Source organism: Paraburkholderia monticola (genome assembly GCF_001580545.1).
Classification (GTDB): domain Bacteria; phylum Pseudomonadota; class Gammaproteobacteria; order Burkholderiales; family Burkholderiaceae; genus Paraburkholderia; species Paraburkholderia monticola.
In genome coordinates this window covers 187,952-203,471 of the sequence record NZ_LRBG01000003.1, presented here as the reverse complement: position 1 = coordinate 203,471, position 15,520 = coordinate 187,952, and the positions used below count along the sequence as shown (strand labels likewise).

Genomic DNA, 15,520 nt, shown 5'->3' with positions numbered 1-15,520 from the left:
GCGTCGAATGGAAAAAAGCCGCTCCGAGGAGCGGCTTTTTTTACCCGTGCCGAGGGTGACGGCAGCGGCTTACGATTCGAACGCCGCCGCGTCGTCCGCGGCTTCGAGATCGGTTTCGCTGTCGGGCGGATGCGTGGTTCCGCCCGACGCCGCGATCGTCGTGGCCGATGCCGATGCATCGAGCGCCGGATTGCGCAGCTTTTCGAGCACCGACTGCGGCACCGGGACGTTAGCTCGCCCGATCACTTCGCCGTGCTGGAACATCAGCAGATCGCCGGGCTGGAACGCGGTCCACACTTCGTTGTCGGTCAGCGGCTTGGTGGCGATCACCGCGACGCGGTCTTCGGGGGTCGTGTATTTGGCGAAATCGATCGACACGTCGGCGTCGACCAGATGCGCGGTCGAAAACGGCCAGCGACGCACGAGGTAGTGCAGATGCGTCGAGCAATGCGCGAACAGCGCCTGGCCGTTCGACATCAGGAAATTGAACACGCCGTATTGCGTGATTTCGCGTGTGAGTGCTTCGAGCGCGGCAAACAGCTCGGGAAGCGGCGGCTGCTGTGCGCCCGGAAAAGCCTTGCGCAAACCCTGCAATAGCGCGCAGAACGCGAGCTCGCTGTCCGTCGTGCCGACCGGTTGGTACACGCCGTTCAACTCCGGTGCGTACGCCTGCAGATCGCCGTTATGCGCGAAGATCCAGTGACGCCCCCACAGTTCGCGCATGAACGGGTGGCAGTTTTCGAGCAGGATATGCCCCTGCGTCGCCTTGCGGATGTGCGCGATCGTGTTTTTCGATTTGATCGGGTAGCGCTTGACCATCTCGGCGATCGGCGAGGTGGCCGACGATTGATGATCGATGAACAACCGGCAGGCCTTGTCCTCGAAGAAAGCGATGCCCCAGCCGTCGGCGTGGTGATCGGTGACGCCGCCGCGCGCGGCAAAGCCGGTGAAGGAAAACGTGACGTCCGTCGGCGCGGCGCAGTTCATTCCGAGAAGTTGGCACATGTTGCTGGTGAGCCTGTGAACGGAGCGAGCCGTTACAATGATGATTTTCCAAGCATATCACCGAGCCGGAGACGCCAAATAGCAAAATTGACATGTGTTTGGGCCGCAACAAAGCGGTTTGACCGGTCGATCTGCCAGGCGCGCGAGGTCTCGTTTCCCTGCCATGACTGCTTCCAACGCTTCCCCCGATTCCATCACCCTGGTCCGCCCGGACGACTGGCACCTGCACGTGCGCGACGGCGCGATGCTCGCGGCCGTGCTGCCTGACACCGCGCGCCAGTTCGGTCGCGCGATCATCATGCCGAACCTGAAGCCGCCGGTCACGACGACGGAGATGGCGCGGGCTTACCGCGAGCGCATCATCGCCGCGATTCCCGAGGGCGCGAAGTTCGAACCGCTGATGACGCTGTATTTGACCGACAACACGCCGCCCGACGAAATCCGTCGCGCGCGCGAAAGCGGCTTCGTGCACGGCGTGAAGCTGTACCCGGCGGGCGCGACGACGAACTCCGACGCGGGCGTCACCGACCTGATGAAGTGCGCGAAGACGCTGGAAGTGATGCAGGAAGTCGGCATGCCGCTGCTCGTGCACGGCGAGGTGACGGATTCGGACATCGATCTGTTCGACCGCGAGAAGGTCTTCATCGATCGCGTGATGACGCCGCTGCGCCGCGAATTTCCGGCGCTGAAGGTCGTGTTCGAGCACATCACGACGAAGGACGCGGTCGACTACATCCGCGAAGCGGGCGCCGCACCGGAACTGCTTGGCGCGACGATCACCGCTCACCATCTGCTGTACAACCGCAACGCGATCTTCCAGGGCGGCATCCGTCCGCATTACTACTGCCTGCCGGTGCTCAAGCGCGAGACGCATCGCGTCGCGCTGGTCGAGGCGGCGACCTCGGGCAATCCGCGCTTCTTCCTCGGCACCGACAGCGCGCCGCATCCGAAGGGGCTGAAGGAGCACGCGTGCGGCTGCGCGGGCTGCTACACGGCGCTGCACGCGCTCGAACTCTATACCGAAGCGTTCGACAAGGCCGGCGCGCTCGACAAGCTCGAAGGCTTCGCGAGCTTCCACGGTCCGGATTTCTACCGTCTGCCGCGCAATACGGAGAAGGTTACGCTGCGTCGCGAGGAATGGACGCTGCCGGCTGAACTGCCGGCGGGCGATACGCCGGTCGTGCCGCTGCGAGGCGGCGAGTCGATCGGCTGGCGTCTCGTTTGAGGCTGCGCTAGATGCGCGAGCGTGAGGCGGGGCAGCGGGCCGAAGATCAGGTGGCGGCCGAAGCGGGCCTTGCGGTAACGCATGAAGCGGCGGCCGGCGTTGCGCGCGGCGTGGAGCCCGATCCTGTGTCACAAGGCTTTGCGGCAATCGACTGGTCGCTGCCATGGTTCGCCCAATTCGCCGCGCGCGGTCGGCGCTGGCAGCAAGCCGCGCTGACCGGCTACGCGGACCTGCTCGCCGCGATGAACGCCGACGCCGCCCAGCTGCAACAGACCACAGGCCGCGGCCAGCGGCTGGCGTTCATCGCGCAGGACGATCTACCGGCGGGTGCCGCGTACGAGGCGCATATCGCGTCGACCGGCTGCGTGCCGACGCGGCACAACCTGCACGACTTCTTCAATGGCTCGATGTGGTTCGCGTTCCCGCGCATCAAGGCGGCGCTGAACGCGCGCCAATCCGCGGAACTCGACCTGCTCGGCGTCGGCCCGACGCGTGGCGGCGTGCGCGACATGCTGACCCTCTTCGACGAAAACGCAGTGCTTTTTGCTTGCGCCGATCCTTCGCTCGGCGCCGCGCTGCGCGGCTTCGACTGGCAGACGCTGTTGGTCGCGCGGCGCGCTGCGTGGCGGCGCGGCTGCGAAGTGCGTTGCTTCGGTCATGCGCTGCTGGAAAAGCTGATCGCGCCGTTCAAGGGCTGCACCGGCCATGCCTGGATCGTCGATGTACCGGCCGCGTATTTCGAATGGGATAGCGCCGCGCGCGACGCATGGCTCGACGAGGCAGTCGCCGCGGCGCTGCTAGACACTGACGCTTTGACCAGTCGCATGTTCGCGCCGCTGCCCGTGCTCGGCATTCCGGGCTGGTGGCCGGACAACGAATCGCCGACGTTCTACGACGACACGTCCGTGTTTCGGGCGGGGCGGCGCCAGCGCTAGGCGCATTCGCGTTCGGTGTTAAAATCCGCGCCAGCAAAGCAGGCCAGGCAGTCGCGGCTTCGACGGCTTCGGCCAACGAGGGCGAGGAAAGTCCGGACTCCACAGGGCAGGGTGATGGCTAACGGCCATCCGTGGCGACACGCGGAACAGGGCAACAGAAAGCAAACCGCCGATGGCCCGGCGCAAGCCGGGATCAGGTAAGGGTGAAACGGTGCGGTAAGAGCGCACCGCGGCTGTCGCAAGACAGACCGGCACGGTAACCTCCACCCGGAGCAATTCCAAGTAGGCAGGCGCGCATCTTCGAGATGCAGGACGGGGCCCCCGTCTCGTCTGCGGGTAGGAAGCTTGAGCGCGTTAGTAATGGCGCGCCTAGAGGAATGGCTGCCACGCGTGTCGCGTCTTCGGGCGCGGCGCGTGCACAGAATCCGGCTTATCGGCCTGCTTTGCCGCTGAATAAAGAAAAGCCGGCGTCCGTTGGGACGCCGGCTTTTTCATTTGGGGCGCTGGCAGAGCGGCCTGGGCCGCCGCTATCGCTATGCGCTCAGAGGGCGACGATGTCGAACGAATGGGTGAGCTCGGCAGTCTTCGCGATCATGATCGACGCCGAGCAGTACTTGTCGTGCGACAGATTGATCGCGCGCTCGACGGTCGCCGGGTTCAGATTCTTGCCGGTCACCGTGAAGTGGAAATGGATCTTCGTGAACACCTTCGGATCTTCGCTTGCGCGCTCGGCCTTCAGCGTGACCGAGCAGCCGGCGATCTCCTGGCGGCTCTTCTTCAGGATCATCACGACGTCGTAGGCGGTGCAGCCACCGGTGCCGAGCAGCACCATTTCCATCGGACGCGGCGCGAGGTTGCGGCCGCCACCTTCGGGTGCGCCGTCCATCGCGACCAGATGACCGCTGCCCGTTTCGGCCGCGAACGCCATCCCGTCTTGCCCCATCCAGCTTACTTTGCATTCCATGCTGTCACTCCCACCGCGCATCGCTATATCGAGTCGGCATTGTAGCCCGGTGCCTGACAATTCGCGCAGGCCGAGCGCATCCCGGATCTACGCACAGGGATTGCTTTCTTGCTGCGGTGCGGAATGGGCGGGCAATTCCTGAATTCGCCAAGTGATTTAGGGGTTTTACTCTAGAAGATGCCTGATGCGGTTCAGATTGTTTGATCCTTAGTGCTTGATACAAAAGGAGTTTCCTTAAAACGTGTTCCGCACCAAGAATTTGTCACATTGTGAAATCGCGTTTCGCAATGCAAATGTTCTTGCGTCGCACAAGGGTGACTTTTATAATTCATCCCATCGTTGCAGCAGTTCTGCAACCTCCGCTGTCTCCTCCACCTCCTCCTTTGGTGGATTAAACCCGAACCGCTCGTTCGGGTTTTTTTTCGCTCGCTATCGCTCAGCGTTTATCGCCGCTTTCGGACGATTCGAGGCAGTCGGATCGCGCGTTTTGACTTGCGAACACAAATTCCTTTATAATTCAGGGCTTTTCCGCATCCGCGCCCGCGGAGGAAGAACCAGGGAGAGCCTGCACGCGCCTCGATGCGCACACTACAAGCAGGAAAGAACACATTGGGCGCAGCAATTTTTTTGGATCGATCATGAAGACGTTTTCCGCAAAAGCCCATGAGGTGACGCGCGAATGGTACGTGATTGACGCGACGGATAAGGTTCTCGGGCGTGTCGCCAGCGAAGTGGCACACCGTCTTCGCGGCAAGCACAAGCCTGAATTCACTCCCCACGTCGACACCGGTGATTTCATCATCGTTATCAACGCCGGCAAGCTGAAGGTCACGGGCAACAAGGTTACCGACAAGAAGTACTACCGTCACTCGGGCTACCCGGGCGGTATCTATGAAACGACGTTCGGCAAGATGCAGGAACGCTTCCCGGGCCGCGCGCTCGAGAAAGCGGTCAAGGGCATGCTGCCGAAGGGCCCGCTCGGCTACGCGATGATCAAGAAGCTGAAGGTCTACGCAGACGCAACGCATCCGCATTCGGCACAACAGCCGAAGGCGCTCGAGATCTAAGGGGAGCCCACATGATCGGTAACTGGAATTACGGCACGGGCCGCCGCAAAAGCGCCGTCGCTCGCGTGTTCATCAAGGCAGGCAAGGGCGACATCGTTGTGAACGGCAAGCCCATCGCCGACTACTTCTCGCGCGAAACGTCGCTGATGATCGTGCGTCAGCCGCTCGAACTCACGAACCACGGCGCCACGTTCGACATCAAGGTCAACGTGACGGGCGGCGGTGAAACGGGTCAAGCCGGTGCGGTTCGCCACGGCATCACCCGCGCGCTGATGGACTACGACGCAACGCTGAAGCCGGAACTGTCGAAGGCAGGCTTCGTTACGCGTGACGCTCGTGAAGTCGAACGTAAGAAGGTCGGCTTCCACAAGGCACGTCGCCGGAAGCAGTTCTCGAAGCGTTAATCGTTTCGGGTGTGGACCGGCGTTCACGCCGGTTTGCAGCAAAAGCCGCCAACGCCACGCGCGAAGGCGGCTTTTTTTATGGTTCGCCGGGGCGCGGGGCCGGTCTCGCTCGCTCGATCGGCAACGAATCGCCTTGCATCGACCTTGCAACAAGAACCCATTGATTTTGTGGGCTTCAGCACGATATACGGATCGGCCCTACAATATCGGTTAAAGCTTTTTGGAGAGTTCGAATGAACGCAGTCACCGACACCCCCGTAACCGAAATGCCGGCCCCCTTCGTCTTTACCGACGCAGCGGCTGACAAGGTCAAGCAACTGATCGATGAGGAAGGCAACCCGGAGCTCAAGCTGCGCGTGTTCGTGCAGGGCGGCGGCTGCTCGGGCTTCCAGTACGGCTTCACGTTTGACGAAGCGATCAACGAAGACGACACCGTGATGAACAAGAGCGGCGTCCAGCTGCTGATCGACTCGATGAGCTACCAGTACCTGGTCGGCGCAGAGATCGATTACAAGGACGACATCAACGGCGCGCAGTTCGTCATCAAGAACCCGAATGCGACCACGACCTGCGGTTGCGGTTCGTCGTTCTCGGTCTGAGCGCAGCGGCTCGTCGAGCCACAACGAAAACGGGGCCTCGGCCCCGTTTTTTTTCATGCCTCTCGCGGCGCTAAGTCGCCATGTCACGGCAACAGGCGTAAGTTTCGCCGCCCGCGCTCCCGCCCCCGCCCCCGCCTTTCGTCAGCGCGGATAAATCGCCCCCAGCACCCGTTCCTCCGACGCTCCTGTCACGCCCGGCAAATTGCCCGGCAGACGCGCGATGCAACGCATCGCGAGCCACGCGAACGCGAGCGGCTCGACCTGGCTCGGCGGCACGCCGAGCGCATCGGTCGTCAACACGGGCACGCCGCTTACGCCGCTGTCTTCGAGCGCCTGCTGCAGCGCCTTCATGATCTCCGGATTACGCGCGCCGCCGCCGCACACGTACACCGCGCGCGCGTCCGACGCATGCCGCTCGATTTCACGTGCAACCGTCACCGCGGTCAACGCAACGAGCGTTGCCTGGACGTCGGCCGGCGCAAGTGCGGCGAACGGCTCGAGCTTCGCGTCGAGCCAGGCGGTGTTGAACAGATCGCGGCCGGTGCTCTTGGGCGGCTGCTCGACGAAGAACGGTTCGTCGAGCAGCGCGTTCAGCAGCTTGCGGTCCACCTGGCCGCTCGCCGCGAAATGACCGTTTTCGTCGAATGGCTTGCCGAGATGGCGTTCCGCCCATGCGTCGAGCAGCGCGTTGGCCGGGCCGCAGTCGAAGCCGCGCACGCCGCCGGTCGCGTTCAGTATCGTGATGTTGCTGATGCCGCCCAGATTGCAGACGACGCGAGTCTCGTCCTTCGCACCGAAGATCGTCGCGTGAAAAGCGGGCACGAGCGGCGCGCCCTGGCCGCCGGCCGCGACGTCACGGCTGCGAAAATCGGCGACCACGTCGATACGCAGCATTTCCGCGAGCAGTGCCGGGTTGTTGATCTGCCGGGTATAGCCCTTTTCGGGCCGATGCCGCACGGTCTGTCCATGCACGCCGATCGCGCGCACTTCTTCGGCGGGCACGCGGCTGTCGCGCAGCAGATCGTGACAGCAGACCGTGTAGCGCGTCGCGAGCGCATTGGCGGCCAGCGCCTCGCGCTCGATCTCGTTGTCCCCCGGCTGCTGCAGCGCGAACAGCGCCTCGCGGATGCCGGCCGAGAAGCCGACGAATGCCTCGGCCAGCACCTCGGGCGGTTTTCCTTTGGCAAACCGGACGGCCACGCCGTCCACACCGTCCATGCTGGTTCCCGACATCAGTCCGAAATAGATGCCGTCTGCGGGGTCTTGCGCCACGTCGCTGCTCCTGTCGATGTTCATTGCGATTCGTTGTAGCAGATTATCGACGCAAGCGCGGCCGAAGATAAGCGCGGCGTCAGCATAGCCCGTGCGTATGCGCCACCGCGCCGCCACGGCGCACATGCGACCTAAGGCGACAAAATCGCCCGTCGCGGGGCCAGGCAGGACGCGTCAATGGGCTCGGCGGCGCGCATCTATGGGACAATCCTGTTTTTTCGCGACTTTACGTTTCCAGCATGAGCACCGAGTCCACCCAGCCCAATCCCGCTTCCGCCTTCCCGATCACCGACGAAGTCCGTCACGCGCTCGCCGTGACCAAGCGTGGTGTCGACGAACTGCTGATCGAAGACGAATTCGCGCAAAAGCTCGCGCGGAGCGCGGCGACGGCCAAGCCGCTGCGCATCAAGCTCGGGCTCGATCCGACCGCGCCCGACATCCACATCGGCCACACGGTCGTGCTGAACAAGATGCGCCAGTTGCAGGACCTCGGTCACACGGTGATTTTCCTGATCGGCGATTTCACGTCGCTGATCGGCGATCCGTCCGGGCGTAACGCGACCCGTCCGCCGCTCACGCGCGAGCAGATCGAATCGAACGCGAAGACCTACTTCGAGCAGGCCGCACTCGTGCTCGATCGCGACAAAACCGAGATCCGCTACAACAGCGAATGGTCGATGCCGCTCGGCGCCGACGGCATGATCAAGCTCGCGTCGCGCTACACGGTCGCGCGCATTCTCGAGCGCGAGGACTTCACGAAGCGCTTCCAGGGCGGCGTGCCGATCTCGATCCACGAGTTCCTCTACCCGCTGATGCAGGGCTACGACTCGGTCGCGCTGAACGCGGACCTGGAGCTCGGCGGCACGGACCAGAAGTTCAACCTGCTGGTCGGTCGCGAGCTGCAAAAGCAATACGGCCAGGAGCAGCAGTGCATCTTGACGATGCCGCTGCTCGAAGGGCTCGATGGCGTCGAGAAGATGTCGAAGTCGAAGAACAACTACATCGGCATCAGCGAAAAGCCAACCGACATGTTCGGCAAGCTGATGAGCATCTCCGACACGCTGATGTGGCGTTACTTCGAGCTGCTGTCGTTCCGTCCGATGGACGAGATCGCCGGCTTCAGGCGCGAAGCCGAAGCGGGTCGCAATCCGCGCGACTTCAAGGTGCTGCTCGGCCAGGAAATCGTCGCGCGTTTCCACTCGCCGGCGGACGCCGAGCGCGCGCTCGAGGACTTCAACCATCGCGCGAAGGGCGGCGTGCCCGACGATATTCCGGCAGTCACGCTCGCGGGCGCACCGCTCGCGATCGGCCAGTTGCTGAAGCAGGCGAACCTCGTGCCGTCGACGAGCGAGGCGCTGCGCAACATCGAGCAGGGCGGTGTGAAGATCGACGGCACCACGGTGTCCGACAAGGGCCTGAAGGTCGAAGCGGGCGAGTACGTCGTGCAGGTCGGCAAGCGCCGCTTCGCGCGCGTGACGCTGACGGCGTGATCGCGCTGATCCAACGCGTGCGGCGCGCCGAAGTGCGCGTCGCCGATCGTGTGACCGGCGCGATCGACGCGGGCCTGCTCGCGCTCGTGTGCGCGGAGCGCGGCGACACCGAGGCCGCTGCCGACAAGCTGCTGGCGAAGGTGCTCGGCTACCGCGTCTTCAGCGACGCGGCCGGCAAGATGAACCTGTCGGTGCAGAATCTCGACGGCGCCGGACGCGCGGGCGGTCTGCTGCTCGTGTCGCAGTTCACGCTCGCAGCCGATACCAACAGCGGCCTGCGTCCGAGCTTCACGCCGGCTGCGCCACCCGACGAGGGCAAGCGCCTGTTCGACTACTTTGTCGCGGCCGCGCGTACGAAGCATCCGATCGTCGAGACGGGCGAGTTCGGCGCGGATATGCAGGTGTCGCTCGTCAACGACGGGCCGGTCACGTTCTGGCTGCAGACCAACGCGTGAGCGAGCGCTAGCAAGCGGGCTGTCGCCGCTTTTTGCGACAATACCTGCTCGGCACAACCGGCGAACGGCGCCACACTCTCTCATGACGACGCAGATCCTCTTTATCCGGCACGGCGAGACCGACTGGAACCGCATCAAGCGCATTCAAGGCCATATCGACATTCCGCTCGCGACGACGGGCGTCGCGCAGGCGCGGCGTCTCGCGCAGCGTCTCGCCGAGGAGGCGAAGCAGGGTGCGCGGCTCGACGCGATTTATTCGAGCGACCTGCAGCGCGCGCAGCAGACCGCCCAGCCGATTGGCGATGCGCTCGGCCAGCCGCTGCAGTTGCGCGAGAACTTGCGAGAGCGCTCGTACGGCGCGTTCCAGGGCCACGACAGCGACGAAATCGCGCTGCGTTTCCCCGACGAATACGCGCAATGGCAAACCCGGGATCCCGGCTTCGCGCCGCCCGAAGGCGAGTCACACCGCGTGTTCTACCACCGCATCGTGCATGCGATCGAGCCGCTCGTCGCGGCACACCCGGGCGGGCGCATCGCCTGTGTGACGCATGGAGGCGTGCTCGACTGCGTGCGCCGCTTTGCGACTGGAATGCCGCTCGATGCGCCGCGCAATTACCCGTTGCTGAACACCAGCCTGAACATCGTGGATTACGAGAACGGTCGCGCGACGATCGTATCGTGGGCGGACGTCGCGCATCTCGACGCTGGCAGCGCCGACGACGACGGTTTCAGGAAGGGGCCCGCGTCAAAGCGGTAAGCACAGTGGATGCGTCGCTCAATCGCGCTTGCGCACCGCCGCCGCGCGCCGCCGCGCACGCTTCGATACGCCATTGACGAGCGCCCAGCGAATCACCGGCGCGACGACCCGCACACCCGGCCGCGCGAAGGTTCGACGCAGCGCCGCGTAGCGATTCAAGCCGAGCATCGTCTGCGCCCAGTCGGGCAGCAGATCGACCCCCGCGTTGAGCATCAGCGTGCCGGCCGGCCGCATCGCGAGGCTGGGCGCCGGCGCGTTCATCAGAATCCGGACGACTTCGCGCGTGCGCTCGCTCGCGACCAGCGCGGGTCGCATTGCCAGCAGATACGCCTCGATCTCGGCGCGTGAGCGCGGAATGTCGACGGCGCCGAGCATTTCCGCGATGCGTGCGGTCTCCTCGAAGTATTGATCCTGCGCGGCGACGGACAACACCGGATTCACATAGCGCAGATGCGCGGTCATGAAGCTCGACACTTCCGCGACGTGCACCCACGTCAGCAACGCGGGCTCGCTCGCGCAATACGATTGACCGTCCGGCGCGACGCCGGTCACGTCGAGATGAATGCGCTTCACGCGCTCGATCAGCGCAAGCGCATCGTCCCTGCTGCCGTACGTCGTGCCGGCGATGAACGTCGCCGTGCGACGCAGACGTCCCAGAATGTCGGTGCGAAAGCTCGAATGGTCCCACACGCCCGCGAGCGCGAGCGGATGCAGTGCCTGCAGCAGCAGGGCGCTGATGCCGCCCGTCATCATCGATGTGAAGTCGGCGTGGACTTTCCAGCACACGGAGTCGGGCCCGAACAGGCCCGGGTCGCCCGGCGGTGACGAGTAGTCGAGCACGGGCCCGCTGCCGGTGGTCAGATGCGTGACGCCGGCGGCGAGCTTCGAGCGCAGGCGATGCGTGAGTCGCTGCGTGAAGTTGCCGGACGGGTCGCCGGCGGGATTGACGGGGGAGTGCTTGGATGAGCCGGGCTGCTGATGCTGGGGCTGGTCGGGCATCCTGGTCGGCCTCGTCGCGTGACTTAGTTCGTGGAATCCCACACACCCGGCAGCGCGCTCGACGATTCCGGCGCGGCCAGACCGAAGTGCCGATACGTGAGCAGCGTGGCGACGCGGCCGCGCGGTGTGCGCTGCAGGAAGCCCTGCTGGATCAGATACGGCTCGAGCACGTCTTCGATCGTGTCGCGCTCCTCGCCGATCGCCGCCGCGAGATTGTCGACCCCGACCGGGCCGCCGTCGAACTTGTACAGGATCGCCTCGAGCAGCTTGCGGTCCATCAGGTCGAAGCCGACCGCGTCGACGTCGAGCATGCTGAGCGCGGCGTCGGCCACCTGCGCGGTGATGTTGCCGTCGGCCTTCACTTCGGCGAAGTCGCGCACCCGCCGCAGCAGGCGGTTCGCGATACGCGGCGTGCCGCGCGCGCGACGGGCGATTTCGAACGCGCCGTCCGGATGGATTTGCGCGCCGAGCAGCGAGGCCGAACGCGTGACGATGCGCGCGAGTTCCTCGGCGTTATAGAACTCGAGTCGCGCGACGATGCCGAAGCGGTCGCGCAGCGGATTGGTCAGCATGCCCGCGCGCGTGGTCGCGCCGACCAGCGTGAACGGCTGCAGGTCGAGCTTCACGCTGCGCGCGGCTGGTCCTTCGCCGATCATGATGTCGATCTGGTAGTCCTCGAGCGCCGGGTACAGAATTTCCTCGACGACCGGCGAGAGCCGATGGATTTCGTCGATGAACAGCACGTCGTTGGCTTCGAGGTTGGTGAGCAGCGCGGCGAGGTCGCCGGCGCGCTCCAGCACCGGCCCCGAGGTTTGCCGCAGATTGACGCCCATCTCGCGCGCGATGATGTGCGCGAGCGTGGTCTTGCCAAGGCCCGGCGGCCCGAACAGCAGCACATGGTCGAGCGATTCGGAACGGCGCTTCGCAGCCTCGATGAAGATCTCGAGCTGACCACGCACTTTTTCCTGTCCGACATATTCGTCGAGCTGGCGCGGACGCAGCGCGCGTTCGAACGCCTCTTCGTGCGATGACGCAGGCGTAGCCGCGATGATGCGCTCGGCGGCGAGTTTGTCGGTTTCGATCATGCGGTCATTGTACCGCGCATGGCTCGCGCATCAGCCCTTGGACAGTGCCTTCAACGCGAGCTTGATGCCCTCGGACACGCCCGTGCCGGCCGGTACGTTCTTGATCGCGGCGAGCGCTTCTTTTTCCGAGTAGCCGAGCGCGAGCAGCGCGTTGAGGATGTCGGACGCGTGGTCGGATGCCGAAGCGGCGCCCGCCATCGCGCCGAGGTCGGCGCCGAGCTTGCCCTTCAGTTCGAGCAGCAACCGCTCGGCGGTCTTCTTGCCGATGCCCGGCACGCGCGTGAGGCGCGCGGCGTCCTGCATCGTGACCGTCTGCGCGAGCTCCGCCACGCTCATGCCCGACAGCACCGCGAGCGCCATGCGCGCGCCGATGCCGGAAATCTTCAGCAGTTCGCGGAACGTCGCGCGTTCCTGCGCGGTGCCGAAACCGTACAGCAGATGCGCGTCCTCGCGCACGATCATCTGCGTGAGCAGCACGATGCGCTCGCCGGTCGACGGCAGGTTGTAGAACGTGCTCATCGGCACGTCCACTTCATAGCCGACGCCGTTGCAGTCGACGAGCAGATGCGGCGGGTTTTTTTCCAGCAGAACGCCGGCAATGCGACCGATCATGGCGGATTAGCTTTTAGAGTCGAATGGGAATGCGCGAGTGTAGCGCAGTGGATCGGCGGCGCGTACGGCGTAAGGGAGCGCACATCGCGCTAGCCGACCAGACGTCCGCGCCGCACCCGCAGTCCTTTTTTCGCGAGCGCCGGCGCGATGGCACCGAGCGTGCTCAGGGTCGAGCCGCCGTGCGCGTGGCAGATCGCCATGCCGAGCGCGTCGGCGGCGTCGGTGCCCGGCACGCCGGACAGGTTCAGCAGCCGCACGACCATCTGCTGCATCTGCTCCTTGGTGGCGCGACCATAGCCGACCACCGACTGCTTCAACTGCAAGGCGGTGTATTCGGCGACCGGCACGCCGCCCGCGACGAGCCCGCAGATTGCGGCCCCTCGCGCCTGACCGAGCAGCAGTGTCGACTGAGGATTGACGTTGACGAAGACTTTTTCGATCGCCGCCTGATCCGGCGCGTGCTCGCGGATCAACGTCGAGATGCCGGCGAAGATGGTGCCGAGCCGCGACGGCAGGTCGGCGTCGGCGGTGCGGATCACGCCGCTCGCGACGTAGCTCAGTGTGTGGCCGTGTTGTTCGATCACGCCGAAGCCGGTCACGCGCAGGCCGGGGTCGATGCCGAGAATTCTCATGAGGTGCCGCACAGGCGCTAAAAACCAGGTGCCTGCGATACTACAACGAATGCGGCGCGTGGCGGACCGCTGGCTGCGCGACTAGCGGAATAAAAGCTGCTAAGGCTTTGCGCAAGGAGGCGATCGAGGATGGAGCGCTACCGCAATCTCAGCGGCGACTCGGGCGTCGACGCCTATGAAATCGGTGACGATTTCATCAAGGTGCGCTTTCGGCCCGGGGTCACGTATTGGTACACAGAGGCGAGTGTCGGTGCCGATCATGTCGCGGCGCTGAAGCGTCTTGCGCGGCGCGGCCAGGGTCTGGGCACCTACATCAGCCAGCACCCGCAAGTGCGGGACGGTTACGCGCGCAAAGATCCGGACGATTGAGCGCGTCGCCCGAAAACGAAAGGCCCGGCGGGACAACCCGCCGGGCCTTTTTTGCAGCTATCGAACTTCAGCCGATCAATGACGGAAGTGACGCACGCCCGTGAGCACCATCGCGATGTTGTGCTCGTCGGCCGCCATGACCACTTCGTCGTCGCGCACCGAGCCGCCCGGCTGGATCACGCAGGTCGCGCCGGCTGCAACGACCACGTCGAGACCGTCGCGGAACGGGAAGAACGCGTCCGAGGCGACCGCCGAACCGGTCAGCGTCAGGCCGGCGTTCTGCGCCTTGATGCTGGCGATCCGCGCCGAGTCCACGCGGCTCATCTGGCCCGCGCCGACGCCGAGCGTCATGCCGTTCGCGCAGAACACGATCGCGTTCGACTTCACGTACTTCGCGACACGCCATGCGAACAGCAGGTCGTCCATTTCCTTCGGCGTCGGATGACGCTTGGTGACCACGCGCAGCTCGCGCGGCTGCACGTTCTTCGAGTCGAGCGACTGCACCAGCAAGCCACCGCCGACGCGCTTCAGATCGAACGTGTTATGGCCTTCGCCCAGCGCGATTTCGAGCAGACGCACGTTCTGCTTCGCCGCGAACACCTGACGCGCTGCCGCGCTGAACGACGGCGCGATCAGCACTTCGACGAACTGCTTCGCGACGGCTTGCGCAGCCGCTTCGTCGACTTCGCGGTTGAACGCGATGATGCCGCCGAACGCCGAGGTCGGATCGGTCTGGAACGCCTTCGAGTACGCTTCGTGCGCATCGGCGCCGATCGCGACGCCGCACGGATTCGCGTGCTTGACGATCACGCAGGCCGGCACGTCGAAGGTCTTCACGCATTCCCACGCCGCGTCGGAGTCGGCGATGTTGTTGTACGACAGTTCCTTGCCCTGCAACTGGCTGTAGTTCGCGAGCGCGCCGGCCGGCACCGTCAGGTCGCGGTAGAACGCCGCGCTCTGGTGCGGGTTTTCGCCGTAGCGCAGGTCCTGCACCTTCTCGAACGCCATGTTGAAGGTAGCCGGATACTCGTTGCGCGAGGCATGCTGCAACTCGTCGGTCAGGCTCGTCAGGTAGTTCGTGATCGCGCCGTCGTACTGCGCGGTGTGCGCGTACACCTTGGTCGCGAGGCGAAAGTTCGTCTTGTACGACACCGTGTTGCCGTTCGCGCGCATTTCGTCGAGCACGACCGCATAGTCGGCCGGATCGACGATCACCGTCACGTCGCGATGATTCTTCGCGGCCGAGCGCAGCATCGTCGGGCCGCCGATGTCGATGTTCTCGATCGCGTCTTCCAGCGAGCACTCTTCCTTCGACACGGTCTGTACGAACGGGTACAGGTTCACGACCAGCAGGTCGATGGTCGGAATGTCGTGCTTCTCGAGCGCGGCCATGTGCTCGGGCAGATCGCGGCGCGCGAGGATGCCGCCGTGCACCTTCGGATGCAGCGTTTTCACACGCCCGTCGAGCATTTCCGGGAAGCCGGTGTAGTCGGCGACTTCAGTGACGGACAGGCCCGCGTCCGCGAGCAGTTTCGCGGTGCCGCCGGTCGACAGGATCTTGATGCCGAGGTCCGACAGCGATTTGGCGAAGTCGACGATGCCGGACTTATCGGAAACGGAGATGAGCGCTTGCTTGATCATGATGAAGAC

At 64.6% G+C, this 15,520-nt stretch carries 17 protein-coding genes and 1 other RNA gene; 10 read left to right on the top strand and 8 right to left on the bottom strand.

Going from position 1 to position 15,520, the window contains the following annotated elements; genetic code table 11:
- Positions 1-69: 69 nt before the first annotated feature.
- Positions 70-1,005 (bottom strand): class II glutamine amidotransferase, encoded by a 936-nt coding sequence (locus tag CI15_RS04320; RefSeq protein ID WP_075643649.1) that lies wholly within the window; start codon positions 1,003-1,005, stop codon positions 70-72.
- A gap of 163 nt (positions 1,006-1,168) precedes the next feature.
- Between CI15_RS04320 and pyrC the strand changes: the two genes are divergently transcribed.
- The 3 genes from pyrC (at position 1,169) to rnpB (ending at position 3,614) form a co-directional block, all read left to right on the top strand.
- Positions 1,169-2,230, top strand: coding sequence for a dihydroorotase (pyrC, locus tag CI15_RS04315; RefSeq protein ID WP_062124637.1), 1,062 nt, complete (start codon positions 1,169-1,171; stop codon positions 2,228-2,230).
- Between the two features lie 11 nt (positions 2,231-2,241).
- On the top strand, positions 2,242-3,165 hold the full coding sequence (locus tag CI15_RS04310) for a DUF3025 domain-containing protein (RefSeq protein WP_062124635.1): 924 nt from the start codon (positions 2,242-2,244) through the stop codon (positions 3,163-3,165).
- Positions 3,166-3,200: 35 nt separating this feature from the next.
- Positions 3,201-3,614: RNase P RNA component class A (gene rnpB, locus CI15_RS04305), an RNA gene on the top strand.
- A gap of 92 nt (positions 3,615-3,706) precedes the next feature.
- On the opposite strand, the gene CI15_RS04300 is transcribed toward rnpB, so the two are convergent.
- Positions 3,707-4,129: an OsmC family protein gene (locus CI15_RS04300; protein WP_026226035.1), complete on the bottom strand. Its 423-nt coding sequence runs from the start codon at positions 4,127-4,129 to the stop codon at positions 3,707-3,709.
- Positions 4,130-4,767: 638 nt separating this feature from the next.
- Here CI15_RS04300 and rplM point away from each other — a divergent pair.
- The 3 genes from rplM to erpA all read left to right on the top strand — a co-directional run bounded on the left by rplM (position 4,768) and on the right by erpA (position 6,199).
- Positions 4,768-5,196, top strand: coding sequence for a 50S ribosomal protein L13 (gene rplM, locus CI15_RS04295; RefSeq protein ID WP_013090508.1), 429 nt, complete (start codon positions 4,768-4,770; stop codon positions 5,194-5,196).
- Positions 5,197-5,207: 11 nt separating this feature from the next.
- Positions 5,208-5,600 carry a 30S ribosomal protein S9 gene (rpsI, locus tag CI15_RS04290; protein WP_062124633.1) on the top strand — a complete coding sequence of 131 codons (393 nt, stop codon included), beginning with the start codon at positions 5,208-5,210 and terminating at the stop codon, positions 5,598-5,600.
- A 233-nt stretch (positions 5,601-5,833) separates the two neighbouring features.
- Positions 5,834-6,199, top strand: a complete 366-nt coding sequence (gene erpA, locus CI15_RS04285; RefSeq protein ID WP_013090506.1) for an iron-sulfur cluster insertion protein ErpA — start codon at positions 5,834-5,836, stop codon at positions 6,197-6,199.
- A gap of 141 nt (positions 6,200-6,340) precedes the next feature.
- On the opposite strand, the gene CI15_RS04280 is transcribed toward erpA, so the two are convergent.
- Positions 6,341-7,471, bottom strand: coding sequence for an anhydro-N-acetylmuramic acid kinase (locus CI15_RS04280; RefSeq protein ID WP_174543201.1), 1,131 nt, complete (start codon positions 7,469-7,471; stop codon positions 6,341-6,343).
- A 239-nt stretch (positions 7,472-7,710) separates the two neighbouring features.
- On the opposite strand from CI15_RS04280, the gene tyrS reads away from it, so the two are divergent.
- From tyrS to CI15_RS04265, 3 genes are all read left to right on the top strand, one after another.
- Entirely contained in the window at positions 7,711-8,961 is a 1,251-nt protein-coding gene (tyrS, locus tag CI15_RS04275) for a tyrosine--tRNA ligase (RefSeq protein ID WP_062124629.1), read from the top strand.
- Positions 8,958-9,416: a D-aminoacyl-tRNA deacylase gene (gene dtd / locus CI15_RS04270; RefSeq protein ID WP_062124627.1), complete on the top strand. Its 459-nt coding sequence runs from the start codon at positions 8,958-8,960 to the stop codon at positions 9,414-9,416. The genes tyrS and dtd overlap by 4 nt, the downstream gene beginning before the upstream one ends.
- Positions 9,417-9,498: 82 nt before the next feature.
- Positions 9,499-10,173 (top strand): histidine phosphatase family protein, encoded by a 675-nt coding sequence (locus CI15_RS04265; RefSeq protein ID WP_062124625.1) that lies wholly within the window; start codon positions 9,499-9,501, stop codon positions 10,171-10,173.
- An 18-nt stretch (positions 10,174-10,191) separates the two neighbouring features.
- On the opposite strand, the gene CI15_RS04260 is transcribed toward CI15_RS04265, so the two are convergent.
- The 4 genes from CI15_RS04260 to ruvC form a co-directional block, all read right to left on the bottom strand.
- Positions 10,192-11,172 (bottom strand): oxygenase MpaB family protein, encoded by a 981-nt coding sequence (locus tag CI15_RS04260; protein ID WP_062124623.1) that lies wholly within the window; start codon positions 11,170-11,172, stop codon positions 10,192-10,194.
- Between the two features lie 23 nt (positions 11,173-11,195).
- Positions 11,196-12,257, bottom strand: a complete 1,062-nt coding sequence (gene ruvB, locus CI15_RS04255; protein WP_062124621.1) for a Holliday junction branch migration DNA helicase RuvB — start codon at positions 12,255-12,257, stop codon at positions 11,196-11,198.
- A 30-nt stretch (positions 12,258-12,287) separates the two neighbouring features.
- On the bottom strand, positions 12,288-12,869 hold the full coding sequence (gene ruvA, locus CI15_RS04250) for a Holliday junction branch migration protein RuvA (RefSeq protein ID WP_062124619.1): 582 nt from the start codon (positions 12,867-12,869) through the stop codon (positions 12,288-12,290).
- Between the two features lie 89 nt (positions 12,870-12,958).
- Positions 12,959-13,501 carry a crossover junction endodeoxyribonuclease RuvC gene (gene ruvC, locus CI15_RS04245; RefSeq protein ID WP_062124617.1) on the bottom strand — a complete coding sequence of 181 codons (543 nt, stop codon included), beginning with the start codon at positions 13,499-13,501 and terminating at the stop codon, positions 12,959-12,961.
- Positions 13,502-13,630: 129 nt separating this feature from the next.
- Here ruvC and CI15_RS04240 point away from each other — a divergent pair, with 129 nt between their 5' ends.
- On the top strand, positions 13,631-13,870 hold the full coding sequence (locus CI15_RS04240) for a hypothetical protein (RefSeq protein ID WP_062124614.1): 240 nt from the start codon (positions 13,631-13,633) through the stop codon (positions 13,868-13,870).
- A 75-nt stretch (positions 13,871-13,945) separates the two neighbouring features.
- Here CI15_RS04240 and purH read toward each other — a convergent pair whose 3' ends face one another.
- A complete protein-coding gene (gene purH, locus CI15_RS04235) occupies positions 13,946-15,511 on the bottom strand; it encodes a bifunctional phosphoribosylaminoimidazolecarboxamide formyltransferase/IMP cyclohydrolase (protein ID WP_062124612.1) in 1,566 nt (521 codons plus the stop codon).
- Positions 15,512-15,520: the final 9 nt, after the last annotated feature.